The organism is Lactiplantibacillus paraplantarum, from assembly GCF_003641145.1.
Taxonomy (GTDB): domain Bacteria; phylum Bacillota; class Bacilli; order Lactobacillales; family Lactobacillaceae; genus Lactiplantibacillus; species Lactiplantibacillus paraplantarum.
The window spans coordinates 494415-512530 of sequence record NZ_CP032744.1 but is presented as its reverse complement, the minus strand read 5'-3'; the positions used below and the strand labels follow the sequence as shown (position 1 = coordinate 512530).

Genomic DNA, 18116 nt, shown 5'->3' with positions numbered 1-18116 from the left:
GCGTCTTACATCACAGTCGTCATAATTCGTTGCACATTATTTGAAATGCGACCCATTTCAGTTTCTTGATCAGTCTCAGCTTGATTAAAAGCAGCGACGTCAATCGTTTGATCATCGATATTCATGCTGGCCGTCATTGCAGCACAGGCATTCGTATAAGCCTCGTAAGCTGCCAACAAATTACGATGTCGTCCCATTAGCCGGGCAGGTACCGAGACTTTTTTCAACTGCGCTAAATTTTGTTGATACTGGTCAGTACCATCGCTGAATTCCATCTGAATATCATTGAATTCGGCCGGAACCATTTGCGCAACCGCGTCATTATCAATCGCCTGACGCAATTTTTCAAACGATGGGTTCAATTCTTCCCCCATCTTTTCAGTACTTTCGATGACTTTAGATAGTACCGGCATATACGTTTGAACCGTTGCTTTTTTCATGTGAGAACTCTTTTCTTTAAATTAGTTAGTCTTATTTTACCCCTAATAACGAGGTTATGCGCGCCGCATGTGCCGACGTTGGAAGAACTTAACAATTTCAACAATCACGACCATCGATAAGGAAGCTAAGGCCACGATGCCCCATTGGTAAGCATCCAAGTGACTCACGTGGAATAAGCCGTTCAGACCTGGAACAACGATCGTCATCGCGAGCATCACAAACGCAATTAGAATCGCCCAGTTGAAGAATTTGTTGCGGAACAGGCCAACTGTGAATAACGACTCATGAATTGATTTCGAGTTAAACGCATGGAACAACTGAATCAAGCCAAGGGTTGCGAAGGCCATTGTTAACGCATCCGCATGGGCTAGTGAAGCCGTTGCGTGAACTGGATACGTCAAAGCTAACCAGTACACTAGCAGCGTAATGCCACCTTCCAGTAACCCTTGGTAAATAATGCTACTGAAGACCCCACCTGAGAAGAAGTTCGAATTACGACCACGCGGTTTATGTTGCATGATATTCTTTTCAGTCGGTTCGACCCCTAGCGCAATCGCTGGTAAGGTGTCAGTCACTAAGTTGATCCATAAGATATGCACTGGCGCTAAAATCTGCCAACCGAGCATTGTCATCACGAACAACGTCAAGACTTCCCCTAAGTTCGCTGATAAGAGGTACTGAATCGCCTTTTGAATATTGGCGAACACTTTCCGGCCTTCTTCGACAGCAACCACGATCGTGGCGAAGTTGTCATCGGCTAGAACCATATCGCTAGCGCCCTTAGATACTTCCGTTCCCGTGATACCCATCCCGATCCCAATATCAGCGGCTTTCAGAGCTGGCGCATCATTGACCCCATCACCAGTCATAGCAACGACCTTACCACGCTTTTGCCATGCGTTCACGATTCGAACTTTGTGTTCAGGCGCCACCCGGGCATAGACTGAGTAATCGCCGACCTTTTTGCCGAATTCTGCATCACTCATCGCATCTAATTCGGCACCGGTAATCACAGCATCGTCTTCACCCGCATCGATAATTCCAAGACGTACGGCAATCGCTTCGGCAGTATCCCGGTGGTCACCCGTGATCATCAGCGGTCGAATACCAGCTGACTTAGCTTCCACAACGGCTTGTTCAACTTCTGGCCGTTCCGGATCAATCATGCCGACCATCCCGGCAAAGACCAGGTCGTTTTCTAACGTCTCCGTATTGACGGTTGTCGGAACCGTAGTAATAATCTTGTAAGCAAACGCCAAAACTCGTAAAGCTTGCGTTGCCAACTCATGATTGACACTTAAAATCTGATCACGACTAGTCTTCGTTAACGGTTGGACGTCACCATTACTTTCAATCTGAGTGACCCGTTTGAGTAATTCATCGGGCGCTCCCTTAACGGCTACTAAGAAGCGGCCGTCTTCCAAAGGATGCACCGTTGACATCAATTTCCGTTCTGAATCGAATGGCACTTCCGTCACTCGGGGGCGGTCTGCCAATAACTGATCAACTGGGTAACCTTGATCCAAATTATATTGAATCAACGCCGTTTCCGTTGGGTCACCTGCTAACCCATCCGTCATGATCTTCGTATCATTACTTAAAATCATCACTTGGGCTAAATGGCTATCCAGTGGCAATTCAGTGGCGCGTGCATCCACGAGTTCCTGGTTAACGACCAGCTTTTCAACGGTCATCTTATTTTGCGTCAACGTCCCGGTCTTATCGGAAGCAATAATATCGGTACTTCCCAGCGTCTCAACCGCGGGTAATTTCCGCACTAGCGCGTGGCGTTTGGCCATCCGCTGAGTTCCTAACGCTAGCGTAATCGTGACGATTGCCGGCAAACCTTCTGGAATTGCGGCCACGGCTAACGAAATTGCCGTCAATAGCATGTTGATCAGGCTCTCTTGACCACGTAACATCCCGATACCAAATACCACGGCAGCAATCACTAAGATTAAAATTGTTAGCGACTTACCTAACTGTGTCAAGTTCGCTTGCAGTGGCGTGGTCGTCTCATCGGCCGCTTCAATCATACCAGCGATTCGACCAACTTCAGTCTGCATTCCGGTCGCCACTACGATCCCGGTGGCCCGACCATACGTCACGTTACTATTCATGTAAGCCATGTTCAGCCGGTCCCCGATTGGTAATTCCCCATCGGCAATCATCTCCGCCTGCTTCTCAACTGGGACAGATTCACCCGTCAGCGCCGATTCTTCAACCTTTAATGACGCACTCTCAATTAATCGTAAATCTGCGGGAACGATATCCCCAGCCTCTAGTGACACAACATCCCCGGGAACCAACGCGTCACTCTTGACCGTTTGCAGCTGACCATCTCGTAAAACGGTCGCGTCCGGCGCCGACATTTCCTTCAACGCGTTGATGGCTTCTTCCGCCTTCGATTCTTGGAAGACCCCAAAAATCGCATTTAGCACGACCACCAATAAGATGATAACGGCATCAACGGCTTCCCCAGTAAAGGCGGCAATCAAGGCGGCCACCAGTAAGACAATAATCATGAAATCCTTGAACTGTGCAATGAATTTTTGTAGCAATGAGGTCGTCTTCTGCTGATTTAGCGCATTCGGACCATATTGTTCTAGCCGCTGGGCTGCATCAGTTTGTTGCAAGCCATGTTCATCAGTTCCTAATTCCTCATAAATCGCGGGTAACGCTTGTTGGTACTTTGGTTTTGTACTCATCGTAAGCTCCTTTTCTGGCATCCGAGCCTCACTCCCTAACTGTTCTCCAGATAGAAAATGAGACTCATGTATGCACGCAAAATTGTGTGAACATACATAAGTCTCACTATTTAAGACAATACCGGATTGGCTTCTTGCTGACGATATTGCCGCAGAATATTTCTGCTAGTTACTCCCTTATGATTGTAACGTAAGAATACCAGATTCCATGAGGGCTGTCTAGCAAAATAATCGCTTTGACTACCTCTGCATTCGCCACAGCACTCGGATATTCTCACATTAAGCGTTTACATATTTTAAACCATTCTACCGCTTTTCCACCAATCCCACCAATATTACGGTAGTCACCATAAAATTATGTGACTATGCAAAAAGGCGACCTGAAGCTGAATAATCTTCAAGTCGCCTTTTTAATTAGGTTAGCCGTAATCCTAATCGATTATCAGCTAACTAGCTTATTTCCAAAAATCATCAAACACAGTGATGGCCGCGTGGCGTTTGTGGGCAGTCTTTAAGTACCACGCCTCAATCTTTTCGGCCGCAGCATCGCTGACCGTCCGGCCTTCCAAGTAATCGTCGATGTCGTCGTAACGAACACCTAACGCGACTTCATCAGGTAATGCTGGCCGATCTTCTTCCAAGTCAGCGGTCGGGACTTTGTCATACAAATGCTTGGGCGCATCCAAAGCGGCCAGCATCTGTTTACCTTGACGTTTGTTCAATCGCCATAGTGGCACAATATCCGCACCACCGTCACCGTACTTGGTATAAAAACCAGTAACAGCTTCGGCTGCATGGTCGGTTCCCACGACAGCGCCGTGCATTTCACCGGCGATTCCATATTGCACGATCATGCGTTGGCGCGCTTTAATATTGCCCTTGTTGAAATCATGAATCGTCAATTGGTTAGCTTCCAATGCAGTTACCATGGCATCCGTAGCCGGTTGAATATCCACCCGATCCGTCACGTCGGCTTGCATAAAATCAATCGCTGCCATCGCATCCGCTTCATCCGCTTGATTGCCATATGGTAACCGGACTGCGATGAATTGATAGCGATCATCACCAGTTTCTTGCCGCATTTCGGTAATCGCCATCTCCGTCAATTTTCCAGCTAACGTCGAATCCTGACCGCCAGAGATGCCAAGCACATAGGTCTTCAAAAAGGTATTTTTAGTTAAATAAGCCTTCAAAAAATCAATACTTCGACGAATCTCAACTTCTGGATCAATGGTTGGTGCAACGTGTAACGCTTTAATAATCTCAGCTTGTAATGGCCGCATTAGTAAGCTTCCTCCTCATCTTTATGGTTAACGTGGTCTCTGACCGTGTTAATAATATTCATTTTATGATCATAAAGTTTTTGTGACAAGTCGACCGGGTAATCCTGAGGGTTTAAATCCCGCTTGTATTCGTCCCAAAGTGCATCTAGACTTTCAAATGAATACTCCTTGATTTCATCTAACGTTGGTAAAGTATAAACTTGTTGACCGCGGTCATAGATGGGAACCAATAGTGGTCGCGCATCAAAATCGCTGACCGTCTTATTAATATACGTATAGCTTGGATGGAACATGTAAATTGATTCTTCGTTGCGCGGATCTTCATCGTACAACGTCACATAGTCACCTTCTGACTTGCCATCCGCACGCTTCGTAATCCGCCAAACTTGTTTTTGACCAGGTGTCGAAACCTTTTCCGCGTTATTCGATAACTTAATCGTATCAACCATTTGATGATGATCGTTTTCAATTGAAACCATCTTATACACGGCTCCTAATGCAGGTTGGTCAAAGGCGGTGATGAGCTTCGTCCCAACGCCCCACACACTGATTTTGGCCCCTTGCATCTTCAAGTTTTGGATGGTTTTTTCGTCCAAATCATTTGATGCATAAATCTTGGCATCCGGGAAACCAGCTTCGTCTAGCTGTTCACGCACCCGTTTTGACAAGTAAGCCATATCACCGCTATCGATACGGACTCCTTGGAAATTGATCTTATCACCCATTTCCTTAGCCACTCGAATCGCACTCGGTACTCCGCTACGCAACGTATCGTACGTATCGACCAAAAAGACACAGTCATGATGGGTTTCCGCGTAGGCTTTAAAAGCCTGATAGTCGTTTCGATAAGTCTGCACGAGCGCATGCGCATGGGTCCCGCTGATTGGGATTCCAAAAATTTTGCCAGCCCGCACATTACTCGTCGCGTCAAAGCCACCAATATAAGCTGCCCGGGTCCCCCAGATAGCCGCGTCAAACTCTTGGGCCCGTCGCGTACCGAATTCTAACAAGCCATCTTCGCCAACGACCGATTTGATGCGCGCTGCCTTGGTTGCAATCAACGTTTGATAATTAATAATATTTAACAGCGCCGTTTCAATTAACTGACAAGTTGCTAATGGTCCTTCGACCTGCAACAACGGTTCATTATTAAAGACCAAATCGCCTTCGCGAACGGCACGAATTGTCGCGTCAAATTTAAAATTAGCCAAATAGTCTAAAAAGCCGTCAGAATAACCGCCAAGTTCACGTAAATACGCGATGTCGGTTGCCGTAAAATGTAAATGATTGATATAATTAACTACTCGTTCCAGACCCGCAAATACCGCGTACCCATTTTGGAACGGCATCTTACGGAAGAACACTTCAAACACCGCATGTTTATTATGAATACCTTGTTCCCAGTAGGTTTGGATCATGTTAATTTGATAAGCATCCGTATGCAAGGTAAAACTATCATCCGGATAGATTTGCGTCATGAGTATAATTCTCCATTTCGTAGGTAATAACCGTGTTTACAGTAAGTTAAGCTTATTTTAGCATTTTTTATAAAAGAATGCGCTTAAGCATCCAAAAAGTTGCAGAATTCCTTGATTTACCTATACTTTAATTATGATTAGAAAGTGAGGTCGCTTATGTCAGTCCCTTTTGACAGGGTTAACATCTTAAACGTGCCGTTTATCAAGACAACTAACGCTGGCTTTGTTCAGCAACTTCAAATCGATATTCTCGCACATCGCAATCGCTTTGTGGTGACCGCTAACCCCGAGATTTTAATGTACGCCCGTGAACACCCCGATTACCAACAGGTGTTAACTCAGGCAGATTATATTACGCCGGACGGTATCGGCGTTATTCAGGGCGCTCAGATTCTTGGCACGCCACTCCCCGAACGGATTACGGGCTATGATACCCTTTTAACACTACTAGAATGGGGTAGCCAACAGCACCAACGGATCTTCTTGTTAGGTGCCAAGCCCGCCGTATTAAAACAAGTGACCGCGATCGTCCAACACGATTATCCCGGCATCGTTGTCGTGGGTGCCCGTGATGGCTATTATGACGACGAACAAACCATTGTCGACCAGATCGTGGCGGCGAAGCCCGATATGGTCTTCGTAGCCACCGGTTTTCCTAAACAGGAATTCTTCATCGCCGAACACCGCCAACGCCTCGATGCACTCTGGATGGGTGTTGGGGGTAGCTTCGACGTAATTGCAGGCGCGGTCAAGCGGGCGCCGTTATTTTGGCAAAAACATCACGTTGAATGGCTCTACCGGCTAATTCAAGAACCGAGCCGCTTCAAGCGGATGCTCGTGCTCCCCCGCTACTTGCGATTGGTTAAAAAAATGGCGCGCCAACAAGCACGATAGCTGGCAATTATTACCAGTCATGAGACGAGTCATTATGATTGCAACTGCTTTTGCACGCGCAACCGGTTTTCAGTCGTAAATTCAAAAAATAGCTCACCTAGAATTTTACCATTCTAGGTGAGCTATTGTTGTATCGCCAATCTAGTCAAGTGCCCAGCACCCGACCAACGGCTTATTTTTCAAGATAGAATTCAAACCGATTACCAACGTACTGGGTCCGCACGTATTCAAACGGTTCACCGGTTTGCAAATACGAAATCTGCCGTAGCCGTAGCAACGCATCGCCACGCCGGACTGACAAGTATTCCGCGATACGCTCAGAAGCGGACATCGCCGAAACAGTCTGTTGAGCCTTGCCAGGCACTAGGCTAGCCTTTTCTTCCAACGTCCGATACAACGAACTCGTAATTTCGTCCTTGGTAAACTGCTTGACGAGCCGTTCCGGAACCGTTGCGACTTCAAAGCAAATCGGGACGTCATCACCGTAGCGAATTCGTTCCATCCGCAGCACTTGTTCATTGGCTTTCAATGCTAATTTTTCACTCTCAGATAACGATGGACTCGTCACGTGATATGAAATCGTCTTACTTGATGGGACCTTACCCTGGGCCAGCATTAGATCAGTAAAACTGGTGACACCGGACATTTTTTCTTGGACCTTTTGATTCGCGACAAACGTGCCGGCACCGACTCGCCGCTCTAATATTCCTTCGTCAACCAATGTCTGGATTGCTTGTCGAAGGGTCATCCGACTAACATCGAACTGCGTAGCCAGCTCCCGTTCGGACGGAATCCGGTCACCAACGGCCCACCGACCAGCTTCAATCGCCTGCTTAATTTGGTTGTGGATTTGAATATAAATTGGCGAACTCATGGTACTCATCCCTTACTTCTAATTTATTTAGCTGCTTTTTTACCGTAGCTATAAGTTGCAACTAGATCTTGGTTACCGTCTAAGATGTTAATATCGGCATCTTTGCCAGCTTCCAACGTGCCCTTCTTAGTCAACCCAAATTCACGTGCTTGGTTGACGGAAGCCATCTTAACTGCTTCAGCAATCCCACAGCCAGTGAACTTCTGAATGTTCTTGAAAGCGTTGATGAATGTCAAGACGGAACCGGCTAAGTTACCTTCTTCAAGGCGCGCTTGACCATCCTTAACGATCACTTTCTGACCACCTAATTCACTAACACCATCAGGTTCACCCTTGGCACGCATTGAATCAGTCACTAATTCGATCCGATCAACGCCTTTTTGTTCATACGCTAACTTGATCATGTCAGGTACGATATGGAACCCATCACAGATCAATTCACAGTACATGTTGTTTTCAAGCATGGCATGCCCAGTAACACCTGGTTCACGGTGCTTGAATTCACGTTGCGCGTTGTATAAATGCGTCACGTGAGTTGCTTTACTTGCTAATAATTGTTCACGAGTGGCGTTACTGTGACCCACTGAAGGTACGATGCCATTTTCCAAGCAATATTTTTCAAATTCACGCGAACCAGGATCTTCTGGCGCGTAAGTAATCAACTTAACTCGACCACCAGACAACTTGTTCCAGTTGTCTAATAACTCAACGTTAGGATTCTTAATGTACTTTTCAGGTTGAGCACCTTTGAAGGTTGCCGAAATGAATGGCCCTTCCAAATGAACCCCTTGGATAACCGGATTTTCGTCGGCGGCTTTGTTAATACCAGCCATCGAATGATCTAAGTTTTCGTTGGACTGCGTCATGGTCGTACAGAAGTATGACGTAATACCTTCACGGGCCACCATATCATTAACCATTTCGTTAATTTCAGCTGGATTCCCGTCCATTGAATCAAAACTATAACCACCATGGCTATGAACATCAATGAAGCCCGGTACAATCGTTTTGCCACTCACAAATTCGATATCATCATCGGGTTGGGCCACGTAGTCATCCATTGGACCAACCGCTTCAATTTCCTTACCGAAACGAATGTAGCCGTCATCAATCTTTTCTAGACCAGTATAAATGATGGCATGTTTTAACACTTTGCTCATGAACAATTCCTCCTTGGATTTATCTGGTTTAATTATAATCGGTATAGACCAAACTTGCAACCACCAGCACCAAGTTATTTAAGATTTGCCGAGTTCCTTCGCGATCGTCGCGTCGATGCCCTTCACGACAGCCGTCATAAAACCGGCCTCTTCCATCGCCAGCAACCCAGCAACCGTCGTACCACCAGGTGAAGAAACTTGATCGATCAGGTCAAACGGAATTTTATCAGAAGCTAACACATTCTGAGCACTGCCAAGCGTGGCCTGCGCCGCAATCTTAGTCGCTGCATCCTTGCTCAAACCGTGCTTGACGCCTGCGCGGGCCATCGCGTCAATAAAGAAATAGATGTAGGCCGGCGAACTACCTGCTAAGGCTGAAAAAGTTGGAAAATCTTTCTCAGCGATGGCACTCGTGGCACCAATCGCATCAAATAATTGTTGCCCAGCCGCATATTGCTCTGGTGTCAAGGCATCATTACCAACCAACGCCGTCATCCCGGCACCAATCGCCACGTTCACATTCGGCATGATTCTCAGAACGGGTAGATCAGGGACAACTGTGGCATAATCGGCCAAACTCAACCCTGATACCATTGTAATGACCCACTTGCCCGTTAAGGCTGCTTGAACTTCTTTTAATGCGGCCAACGCAATGTTCGGCTTAACTGCCAAAACGATAACGTCAGCAGCTTGTGCCACGGCCAAATTAGTGTCACAGGCCTGTAGCCCATTTGCTTGCGCATAAGGTTGATAACTCGCAGCATGGGCACTGTGAATATAAATATCTGCTGGGACGACCGCTTGTTGTTTTAACCACCCATCAATAATCGCACGGCCCATGTTACCGGCACCAATGAATCCGATTTTCATCCGTAAAACGCTCCTCTGACTTATAATTTATATCATTAACTACTAACCGATTAACGGCTAGGCAGGATTAAACAAACATTCCCGCTTACTCTTCTACTATACCAATATTTGTGAAACTGTGGGTAATTAATCACCTTTTCAAGACCAACTTTCACTATCAACAAATAAATATCATAAGTCATCCTTTTGAGCCGGTTGCTTACCAATACTATGAACAGCTGATTAATTTATTAATAACCGGTTTTCAGCGTGGACTAATCTCATTGACAGGCTCACCTGAACAAGCTAATGTAAACAGCATCAAACACAGCGTTGCTTCCGAACACGGCTGTCTAAAAACAACTAAGGAGTATTTCACTATGAATCAGAGTAAACGTTTCAGACTCACCTTAACCACCCTGACGCAACAATGGCAACAAGACATCACCAGTCTGCCCACAACCATGCGTGCCGTCTTCAGCTGGCAACGGGGACTTAATGAATTAAAGACGCTTCGCCGCACCACTAAGTTGATGATGAGCACGATGCTAATCGTCACCATCATTGGCTTTATTCTGGGCCGCGATTACAGCCTACATGGCTGGATTGGCCTATTGACTGGAATAACGGTGGTCATTAACTTAATTCTGGTTGATCAAGGGCGACTAACGAACTATAGCTGGGGTATTATTGCTTGTGCGGCTTGGCTTACTACGGCTATCACCAATCGGCTAATTGGCGATATTGCGTCACAATCGTTTTACCTCGTCATGCAATTTGTCGGCATCACCGTCTGGCATCGTAAAATGGCAGCACAACCCGATACCAGCGAACTGACTGGTCGTAAATTGAGCAAATTAGCCGGTTGTGCCTGGTTCGCGTTAGCCGTACTCGTCTACATCATTGTCTTACACTTCAGTAAACAACTTCACGGTAACCAAATCTACCTGGACGCCACCTTGTTACCACTTGGAATTGTCGGTAGCGTCCTCATGGTCAATGGCTATCGTTCCCAGTGGATCGCCTGGATCACGCTCGATGTGCTTAACGTTATTATCTGGTTCAACCAGTTAAAAGGCTTTAGTCCCGCAGCCGCCTCGATGTTAGCACTGCAACTCGTGATGCTTGCTAACGCACTATACGGGGCCTACTTGTGGTTCTTTGGCCAAAGCACTCATCAAGAACACTAGCCCATATTAACGAAGATGGCTAACTAACTATCAAACTCAATCGCTAATCGTTTCAAAGTTCGCCGCGTAACTTTGAAGCGGTTTTTTATTTGGTTTGCTGTTCGGGTGACTGCACCGTTACCTGAACAATGTATATCAATTTACATTCACCGGCGAGTTTGCTTAAGTTAAAGCTAATTAACTGACTATCGAGGGGGACGTTTATCATGGCGGCAATCATTCATCGCACCCTGCATGACAAAATTTTTATCATCGCGCTAATTTGCGCAAGTTTAAGTTTATTTATTGGTACACCCCGGCTGGCAGAAATTAATTGGACCACGATTGGCACCTTATTAGCACTCATGATCAGTGTCCAATTACTACGAGCCATGCATCTACTTGATACTTTAAGAGACTGGCTCTTAGTTAAATCACACGATACCCGTCAAATGTGTCAGTTGTTTATCCTGTTAGCCTTTGGCGGCTCAATGGTTTTAACTAATGACGTTGCAATCTTAACGTTAATTCCGATTTTTATCGCCCTCGCACGGCGGCAACAACTGGCCATTGCTTACCCAACGACTTTAATTATCATGGCGGCCAATCTTGGCAGTGCATTTACCCCCATCGGTAATCCCCAAAATTTATTTTTGGTCACCTTCTATCACGTCAATCTACTCACGTTTTTCAAATTATCGACCCCGTTAATGCTGGCTAGTCTCGCTTTGTTAATTGCCTTAAGTTGGTGGCTACCGCGGTCGCCGTTAACGGTAACACCCGCTAAATCAAAACCAATCTCCCATAATCAGATTGGAGTTGCAGCTGGCCTACTCAGCTTCATTATGCTTGGCATTTTCAATCTAGTGCCCATCTTACTAGTCATTATTGGAACGGTTGTTGTCAGTTTCATCATTAACCGGCGCGTCTTTCAGTACGTCGATTACGCGCTACTCTTAACCTTTATCTGCTTCTTTATCTTCGTTAGCGCCATCAGCCATAATCCAACAATAACGCATTGGCTCAGGCAATTGACCCAGACAGCTCCCAGCGTCTATATTACTGGTCTAATCACGAGCCAAGTCATCAGCAACGTTCCAGCTGCTATCTTACTGGCTAATTTCACATCACACTTACCGGCGCTATTTTTAGGCGTTAATATTGGCGGCCTGGGCTCATTGGTGGCCTCACTAGCAAATCTGCTTGCCTTAAAACAATTGTTGCCCTTTGACGATCAACAACCACTTCGCCATTTTTTACTTGTATTTACAGCCCTCAATGGATTGGGCCTGCTTATCTTGGGACTTGGCGGCTGGTTCTATCTCCTACTATAATTGTACAAATGAGTTAACCCGAACACTGAATCAATTTGACTTTAGCGACCTAATAATCTTGGAATAGCCATAACCACCTCAACATCACAAAAAGAACGGGCTCAACACCCGCTCCCTTTTAACAACTATTGCTAACCTGAATCGTAGCACTAATGCTCGTTATCCATGATCATGGCTGGGGTGACGACTTGCTGGCCATCATAGACGTGGCTCTTGATCACGCGTTTCGTCCTGACAAATTCACCCTCAGCGGTCAATGTTAACGCACCAATGCCCCCATCAAAACGACCTGAGCGACTCCCAGCATCAATCAAGTAACGTGGAACATCTTGCGCATCAGCCTGCATCTTTAAATAACCCAGGTGTGAGCCAGCAAATGTCTGTACCGGCGTATGACCGGTGACCATAACTTTGTTGAATAAGTTCCGATGCCAACGGTGACCCACAGTTGTGAAGTCATCATAATAATTATCCCGAATCCACAGTAAGTCATCCGGTGATTGTTGTGTTAATGGGTATTGACAGTTAACACCCGCGTGCATGGCGAGTAGCCGGCCCTGCTGCCACATAAGCGGCAAGTGTGCTAAAAAATCAGTGTATGGCTTCAACAACACACCATTTAGCGCTCGCCGGACATGCTCAGAATTAGACGAGTAAATGCCTAATTTACGCCAAGTCCGGTGACCACCATTCAACACCCAGGTTGCGGTGGCACTGTCATCACCATGAGCCGTACGTAGCCAGAACGCGTCATGATTACCAAGCAAGGCCACATCGCCAGCTTGCCGTACCCGTTCACTAATCATTGCCAGCACTTTTAGCGGTGCCAAGGAAGCCGACTCAGTGTAGTGACCAAAATACCGCGCAGCCGTACCATCAATATAATCACCTAAAAAAATCAACCGGGTGGCGGCAATCTCAGGATTGGCTAACAAAACCGCTAGATCATCCGCCGCACTATGAATATCACCAATAAACGTATACAACGGCATATCAGCACCTCCACCTCGTGAACAACAGGATGTTTTAGTCTGGCTTGACGACCACCAGTAGCATCTGAAAGCCCCGAATGGCATATAAAGAATGCCGTGCATCTTTAGGAATCACGATTGATTGTCCCGCGGTCAAATGATAAACAGTCCCTTCAATCGTAATCTCCGCTTCACCACTTAAAATATTAACCATCGCATCGCCCTGAGCAGAATGCCCGCCAATCTCCTGATCAGTCGCAATTGAAAATAACGTCATACTCAGATCATCACGTTGAACCAGTGTCCGACTGTTAACTTGATCATCATCTAATGGAATCTGCTCAGTCAAATTAAGGACCTTGGCATGATCAATTTTATTAATTAAGCTCATTTGAATTCCTCCGTCTCTAGTTATCAAGACTTATTTCGTTTCGAGTTGAATAAATTGGCACGGATGCTCAGCCACTAATGTATGTACGGTATTAGCTGGCACCACTAACATCTCACCCGCATGGACTTCTTGGTCAACCTCATCCGCTAAGCGAACGATCAAAGTACCGTCAATAACCTCAAATAATCTGGTCAATGTAGATTGTTCAGCGCTAATGCTCTCACCAGCAGCCATTGCGTACATCGCAAATGGCAGTTCAATGCCTAATTTCCTGGCAAATGATTTACTAGTAATAGCGTGCTCGCGGTAGGTCATCGTGGTTTTTAGATCAATTTTAGTTACAGCCATTTCAAATCCTCCCTAGTCATCATTATGGTATCCTACGATACACATCATTAGCATTAATACTTGAATTAAGCTTAACGCTAACAGTTACAATATTCGAGTCTCATTTGAATAAACACTTCATAATTCCGAATAATTGAATGAGTAATTACAGCCTTAACCACCGCATCGTAATTGATAATCGAGCGTGCTTCAACACGTACAGAAATAACACAAAAAGTACCACTTCAAGAGCTCGTCGCACATTGCTCTCGAAGTGGTACCCCCACTGTCATTAATACAGTTTTAAACCAATAAAAAAGTCGTTATATCAAGGTCATAAGACCTGATTAACGACGAAAGGCGTAACAATTGGGCTAGCTGGGTTCGAACCAGCGCATCACGGGATCAAAACCCGTTGCCTTACCACTTGGCTATAGCCCAATAATGAAATGGAGGGGAGTGGATTCGAACCACCGAACCCGAAGGAGCGGATTTACAGTCCGCCGCGTTTAGCCAGACTTCGCTACCCCTCCGTAAATCATTCAACTATATTAGAATACATAATTTTGAATAAAAAATCAAGACTTTTTTCAAAGTTTTTTCAGTTTTTATTTCAAATCCAGAAATTGCGTATCCTGATACCACTCAGCCATGAAATTATTAGCACGCCATTCGTTGATACGCTTAAGTCCATACCCTACCGCTTGGTCATAATAGGTTGTCTGACCAAACACCCGTGGTTGTGGGTGGACGTGCAGATGACCAAATAAAACGTGGGCCACGTTAAACTGTTCCAACAGTCGTCCTAACCGCGGGGTCCCCATTAAGGCATTAGCCATATTCCAGAACCGATTATCATCAGAAAAGCGCAAGTAATCAACCCGAGGAACAAAGTGAGTCATAAACACGACCTGTTTGTTTTCAGTAGCGGCTAAGTTAAGCTGTGCTGTAACTTGATTTAACATCAGATCCGTACGCTCCGCATCACTCATTGGCTGCTTAATAGCCCGGTCAATCCAAAACGCATTCTTCCAGTGTAAGAAGTCAGCCGTAGTCGTATCTGGGACTTGCGCAGCATATTGATAGTCATACCACCCATTATGTCCAATCACGCGCCAATCCGTACCAGGAATGTCGACATACCGATTATGAAGGTAGCCATCAAAATGCCCAGTTTCAAGCTCGTCAAACGAAATACCATGTACCATGTCATGATTACCTGCGATCCAATAAACACGCGTCTGTGCGCCCAATAGTGCCTGTAAATCAACAACAAATTGTTGACTACGTTGAAAATCGTTGAAGAGGTCGCCAGCAATTAAATATAACTGGACCCCATTTTGCAATAAATAAGTTGCCTGGGCACGCATCATGGCGGTCGCATCCACTCGGTTAACATCAAAATGATTATCACTACTAAAAGCCAGCCGCACGATGATCAACCCCTCCAAAATAAAAAAGATATGCTATCACTAAGATAACATATCTTCGAGTAAATATTCAATTTAACGAATGCCTTGCATTGAACGCTTAATCATTGGCACCATCATGAAGAGAAGAAGACCAAGCAGTACACTCACGATCCCGATAATCGCGAAGTATGGGACTTCAGTTTGAGTTGAATAGAAGCGTACGATTTGTGCGTTAATCGCACTACCTACAGAATCAGTCAAGAACCACATACTCATCATTTGTGATGCGAACGCTTTTGGTGCCAACTTAGTCGTAACCGACAAACCGATTGGTGAAATCAACATTTCCGCAATTTCAACGACGGCCCAACTAGCCACTAACCACCATGGGCTAACTTTACCAGCCGTCCCAAAGAGGGCCCCTGGCAATGCCATGATTAAGTATGACGCCCCTGCAAAGACTAACCCAACCGCAAACTTGGCTGGTGAGCTAGGTTGCTTCTTACCCCATTTCGTCCACAACCATACGAACGGCGTTGTGTAGATCATGATGAACAATGGGTTTAACATTTGAAAATCAGATGCTGCTAAGTGAATAAAACCAAGATCCAAATTAACACGATTAGCTGCAAATAACGCTAATACGGCCGATCCTTGTTCCTCAATCGCCCAGAACAGTGCAGCAGCGATAAATAACGGAATATAGGCCCGTACCCGTGAACGTTCAGTTGCATCAGTTTTCTCAGACGTTAACATCAAGATAAAGTAAACAATCGGTGTCAAAATAACTAAAATACTAATTAAGCTGATTACATTGGCTAACGTTAACGCGTTCATCAGTTGCATTAGGAGTAAAATCAGACCAATTCCGATGATACCCAAAATCGTGCGGCGAATAATCTTCTTCAAGTCACCAGGTTCCAACGGATCAGTTGGATACAGACTAGCAGAACTCAAATTCTTTTTACCATCAAAGTAGTATTGCAATAAACCGAAGAACATCCCAATGGCAGCCAAGGAGAAACCTAAATGGAAGTTAACATTTAAGCCAATCCGGCCAACCAAGGCAGGTGCAACTAAGGACCCCAAGTTGATCCCGAAAACGAAGATACTGAAGCCAGCATCACGACGGGTATCTTCTGCAGTATATAATTGACCAACCATATCAGATACATTAGGCTTTAGTAGCCCAGTCCCAATAACAATCAGTGCGATCGAGACAAATAATGCACCAACCCCAAACGGTGTCGATAACACGATGTGCCCCAACATAATGAAGACCCCACCAATAAAGACCGTCTTACGACTACCCCAGACCCGGTCGCTCAAAAAGCCACCAAGAACACTGGAAACGTAAACTAAGGCCGAGTAAATTGACATGATGGATGCGGCAGTAACCTGGTCGAACCCAAGGCCACCCTTTGCCACACTGTAGTACATGTAATAGATCAGTAACGCACGCATCCCATAGTAACTGAATCGTTCCCACATTTCAGTGAAGAACAACGTCCGTAAACCACGGGGTTGGCCAAAGAACGACCGATCCAGTTTTTGTTCCTTATCCAATAGAGATTCCTCCAAACTTCTTAACCAGTTTGTACTTCGTTTAAAAGTAACAAGTTTTGTTTCTTAATTAAACATAATAACTATTATACTAGCCTTAATCTTAATCAACAATAGCACTAATCACTTTCTAATCTAATAACCATCAAGCGTATGCTTATCCAAAATCATCAGATAGTTCAAAACCCCATTGTGCCGCTCAAAAGTGTTTACTAAGACATTTAGTGCGACTTGTTACGACTTAGAATTGACATCAAATTCTAATTTAATATAAAATAATTAATAGTGTTCAAATGGAAAACGATCGCCATTAACATAAAAAATCTAATTAAACAAAACGTTAAACGATGATTATCAGTCTCAAAAACAATATCCTTGTTCCTTCACGATTTATCAGACTAGCCGGTAAAGCACCATTAAATTACCGATTGCAAGAACTAGTGAGGTAGCTATTATTGTCAGTCCCCCCAAAAACATAGTAACTATCATTGATCTTTGATTTGTACTTAGAACACATGTACTGTTTTAGTTACCTTCTATCTTAGAAAGCCGCTGCTAACCGATATCCCAACATATTGACAACAACTAGGTAAAACAACTAATAACTAGTACGGCTTTAGGCGTGGTCATAGAATTCAAACTTAGGGTTACGCGATATCGGAACAATTCGACCATGTACTTAAACACTTCCGTTAATCGATATGCAAAGCAGATTGGAAAAATGAATGCGCAAATCGGTAGCGGATTATTGGGTGTTTACTCTGCGACGGACCATGGCAGACTGTAAGTTGCTTAGTTATCAACTCAGGCGCACATTATCTAAAAAAGCAGGCTTGCACAATTATGCAAGCCTGCTACTTAATTTCAATAATATGATTCACTAAAAATAAAAAGACGAGAACCACGTCCCGCCTCACAAGTGCCGGCTACCAGAGTCGAACTGATGACCCTCGGTTTACGATACCGATGCTCTACCAACTGAGCTAAGCCGGCATGATATAAAAATAGATGTTAACACAATCGCCAACATCTATGTCACTCCGACAGGCGGGCTCGAACCGTCGACATCTTGATTAACAGTCAAGCGCTCTACCAACTGAGCTATGTCGGAATAATCGCATGGCAACGTCCTACCCTCGCAGGGAGCGATCCCCCAACTACTCTCGGCGCTAAGAAGCTTAACTTCTGTGTTCGACATGGGAACAGGTGTATCCTTCTCGCCATCGTCACCACACTATTGAGAAACTTGTGCTCTCAAAACT

At 45.2% G+C, this 18116-nt stretch carries 15 protein-coding genes, 4 tRNA genes and 1 rRNA gene; 3 read left to right on the top strand and 17 right to left on the bottom strand.

Annotated features, from left to right (window positions below):
• Window positions 1-5: 5 nt before the first annotated feature.
• The 4 genes from LP667_RS02410 to LP667_RS02395 all read right to left on the bottom strand — a co-directional run bounded on the left by LP667_RS02410 (window position 6) and on the right by LP667_RS02395 (window position 5910).
• The gene (locus tag LP667_RS02410; protein ID WP_021730987.1) at window positions 6-440 is read right to left on the bottom strand and encodes a hypothetical protein; all 435 of its coding nucleotides are present in this window, start codon (window positions 438-440) and stop codon (window positions 6-8) included.
• Between the two features lie 54 nt (window positions 441-494).
• Complete coding sequence (locus LP667_RS02405; RefSeq protein WP_033609356.1) at window positions 495-3149, bottom strand: cation-translocating P-type ATPase; 2655 nt, start codon at window positions 3147-3149, stop codon at window positions 495-497.
• Window positions 3150-3604: 455 nt separating this feature from the next.
• Complete coding sequence (nadE, locus tag LP667_RS02400) at window positions 3605-4432, bottom strand: ammonia-dependent NAD(+) synthetase (protein ID WP_003640900.1); 828 nt, start codon at window positions 4430-4432, stop codon at window positions 3605-3607.
• Complete coding sequence (locus LP667_RS02395; RefSeq protein ID WP_003640899.1) at window positions 4432-5910, bottom strand: nicotinate phosphoribosyltransferase; 1479 nt, start codon at window positions 5908-5910, stop codon at window positions 4432-4434. The genes nadE and LP667_RS02395 overlap by 1 nt, the downstream gene beginning before the upstream one ends.
• A gap of 156 nt (window positions 5911-6066) precedes the next feature.
• On the opposite strand from LP667_RS02395, the gene LP667_RS02390 reads away from it, so the two are divergent.
• Window positions 6067-6804 carry a WecB/TagA/CpsF family glycosyltransferase gene (locus LP667_RS02390; protein ID WP_021730989.1) on the top strand — a complete coding sequence of 246 codons (738 nt, stop codon included), beginning with the start codon at window positions 6067-6069 and terminating at the stop codon, window positions 6802-6804.
• A 172-nt stretch (window positions 6805-6976) separates the two neighbouring features.
• Here LP667_RS02390 and LP667_RS02385 read toward each other — a convergent pair whose 3' ends face one another.
• From LP667_RS02385 to proC, 3 genes are all read right to left on the bottom strand, one after another.
• Window positions 6977-7678, bottom strand: coding sequence for a GntR family transcriptional regulator (locus LP667_RS02385; protein WP_021730990.1), 702 nt, complete (start codon window positions 7676-7678; stop codon window positions 6977-6979).
• Between the two features lie 23 nt (window positions 7679-7701).
• Window positions 7702-8838: an N-acetylglucosamine-6-phosphate deacetylase gene (nagA, locus tag LP667_RS02380; RefSeq protein ID WP_021730991.1), complete on the bottom strand. Its 1137-nt coding sequence runs from the start codon at window positions 8836-8838 to the stop codon at window positions 7702-7704.
• Between the two features lie 78 nt (window positions 8839-8916).
• The gene (gene proC, locus LP667_RS02375) at window positions 8917-9708 is read right to left on the bottom strand and encodes a pyrroline-5-carboxylate reductase (protein WP_021730992.1); all 792 of its coding nucleotides are present in this window, start codon (window positions 9706-9708) and stop codon (window positions 8917-8919) included.
• A 359-nt stretch (window positions 9709-10067) separates the two neighbouring features.
• Between proC and pnuC the strand changes: the two genes are divergently transcribed.
• On the top strand, window positions 10068-10877 hold the full coding sequence (gene pnuC / locus LP667_RS02370; RefSeq protein WP_021730993.1) for a nicotinamide riboside transporter PnuC: 810 nt from the start codon (window positions 10068-10070) through the stop codon (window positions 10875-10877).
• A gap of 206 nt (window positions 10878-11083) precedes the next feature.
• Complete coding sequence (locus tag LP667_RS02365) at window positions 11084-12190, top strand: SLC13 family permease (protein WP_056988359.1); 1107 nt, start codon at window positions 11084-11086, stop codon at window positions 12188-12190.
• A 149-nt stretch (window positions 12191-12339) separates the two neighbouring features.
• On the opposite strand, the gene LP667_RS02360 is transcribed toward LP667_RS02365, so the two are convergent.
• The 10 genes from LP667_RS02360 to rrf all read right to left on the bottom strand — a co-directional run bounded on the left by LP667_RS02360 (window position 12340) and on the right by rrf (window position 18088).
• Complete coding sequence (locus LP667_RS02360) at window positions 12340-13182, bottom strand: metallophosphoesterase (RefSeq protein WP_021730905.1); 843 nt, start codon at window positions 13180-13182, stop codon at window positions 12340-12342.
• 34 nt (window positions 13183-13216) lie between these two features.
• Window positions 13217-13552, bottom strand: coding sequence for a cupin domain-containing protein (locus LP667_RS02355; RefSeq protein ID WP_021730904.1), 336 nt, complete (start codon window positions 13550-13552; stop codon window positions 13217-13219).
• Window positions 13553-13582: 30 nt separating this feature from the next.
• On the bottom strand, window positions 13583-13900 hold the full coding sequence (locus tag LP667_RS02350) for a cupin domain-containing protein (protein ID WP_021730903.1): 318 nt from the start codon (window positions 13898-13900) through the stop codon (window positions 13583-13585).
• 348 nt (window positions 13901-14248) lie between these two features.
• Window positions 14249-14320, bottom strand: a tRNA-Gln gene (locus LP667_RS02345).
• A gap of 9 nt (window positions 14321-14329) precedes the next feature.
• Window positions 14330-14412 (bottom strand) — tRNA-Tyr (locus LP667_RS02340).
• Window positions 14413-14487: 75 nt separating this feature from the next.
• Window positions 14488-15330 carry a metallophosphoesterase gene (locus LP667_RS02335; protein ID WP_050584253.1) on the bottom strand — a complete coding sequence of 281 codons (843 nt, stop codon included), beginning with the start codon at window positions 15328-15330 and terminating at the stop codon, window positions 14488-14490.
• 54 nt (window positions 15331-15384) lie between these two features.
• Window positions 15385-16857, bottom strand: a complete 1473-nt coding sequence (locus LP667_RS02330; RefSeq protein ID WP_021730901.1) for a peptide MFS transporter — start codon at window positions 16855-16857, stop codon at window positions 15385-15387.
• A gap of 917 nt (window positions 16858-17774) precedes the next feature.
• Window positions 17775-17847: transfer RNA gene (locus LP667_RS02325), tRNA-Thr, on the bottom strand.
• A 45-nt stretch (window positions 17848-17892) separates the two neighbouring features.
• A tRNA-Asn gene (locus LP667_RS02320) sits at window positions 17893-17965 on the bottom strand.
• 6 nt (window positions 17966-17971) lie between these two features.
• Window positions 17972-18088, bottom strand: a 5S ribosomal RNA gene (gene rrf, locus LP667_RS02315).
• Between the last annotated feature and the right edge of the window lie 28 nt (window positions 18089-18116).

What these genes read in the sequence shown, in the direction of transcription:
- LP667_RS02365 (WP_056988359.1), top strand. Translation starts at nt 11,084, where the DNA reads ATGGCGGCAATCATTCATCGCACCCTGCATGACAAAATTTTTATCATC.
- LP667_RS02385 (WP_021730990.1), bottom strand. Translation starts at nt 7,678, where the DNA reads ATGAGTTCGCCAATTTATATTCAAATCCACAACCAAATTAAGCAGGCG.
- LP667_RS02355 (WP_021730904.1), bottom strand. Translation starts at nt 13,552, where the DNA reads ATGAGCTTAATTAATAAAATTGATCATGCCAAGGTCCTTAATTTGACT.
- LP667_RS02405 (WP_033609356.1), bottom strand. Translation starts at nt 3,149, where the DNA reads ATGAGTACAAAACCAAAGTACCAACAAGCGTTACCCGCGATTTATGAG.
- LP667_RS02350 (WP_021730903.1), bottom strand. Translation starts at nt 13,900, where the DNA reads ATGGCTGTAACTAAAATTGATCTAAAAACCACGATGACCTACCGCGAG.
- LP667_RS02410 (WP_021730987.1), bottom strand. Translation starts at nt 440, where the DNA reads ATGAAAAAAGCAACGGTTCAAACGTATATGCCGGTACTATCTAAAGTC.
- pnuC (WP_021730993.1), top strand. Translation starts at nt 10,068, where the DNA reads ATGAATCAGAGTAAACGTTTCAGACTCACCTTAACCACCCTGACGCAA.
- nadE (WP_003640900.1), bottom strand. Translation starts at nt 4,432, where the DNA reads ATGCGGCCATTACAAGCTGAGATTATTAAAGCGTTACACGTTGCACCA.
- nagA (WP_021730991.1), bottom strand. Translation starts at nt 8,838, where the DNA reads ATGAGCAAAGTGTTAAAACATGCCATCATTTATACTGGTCTAGAAAAG.
- LP667_RS02360 (WP_021730905.1), bottom strand. Translation starts at nt 13,182, where the DNA reads ATGCCGTTGTATACGTTTATTGGTGATATTCATAGTGCGGCGGATGAT.
- LP667_RS02395 (WP_003640899.1), bottom strand. Translation starts at nt 5,910, where the DNA reads ATGACGCAAATCTATCCGGATGATAGTTTTACCTTGCATACGGATGCT.
- proC (WP_021730992.1), bottom strand. Translation starts at nt 9,708, where the DNA reads ATGAAAATCGGATTCATTGGTGCCGGTAACATGGGCCGTGCGATTATT.
- LP667_RS02390 (WP_021730989.1), top strand. Translation starts at nt 6,067, where the DNA reads ATGTCAGTCCCTTTTGACAGGGTTAACATCTTAAACGTGCCGTTTATC.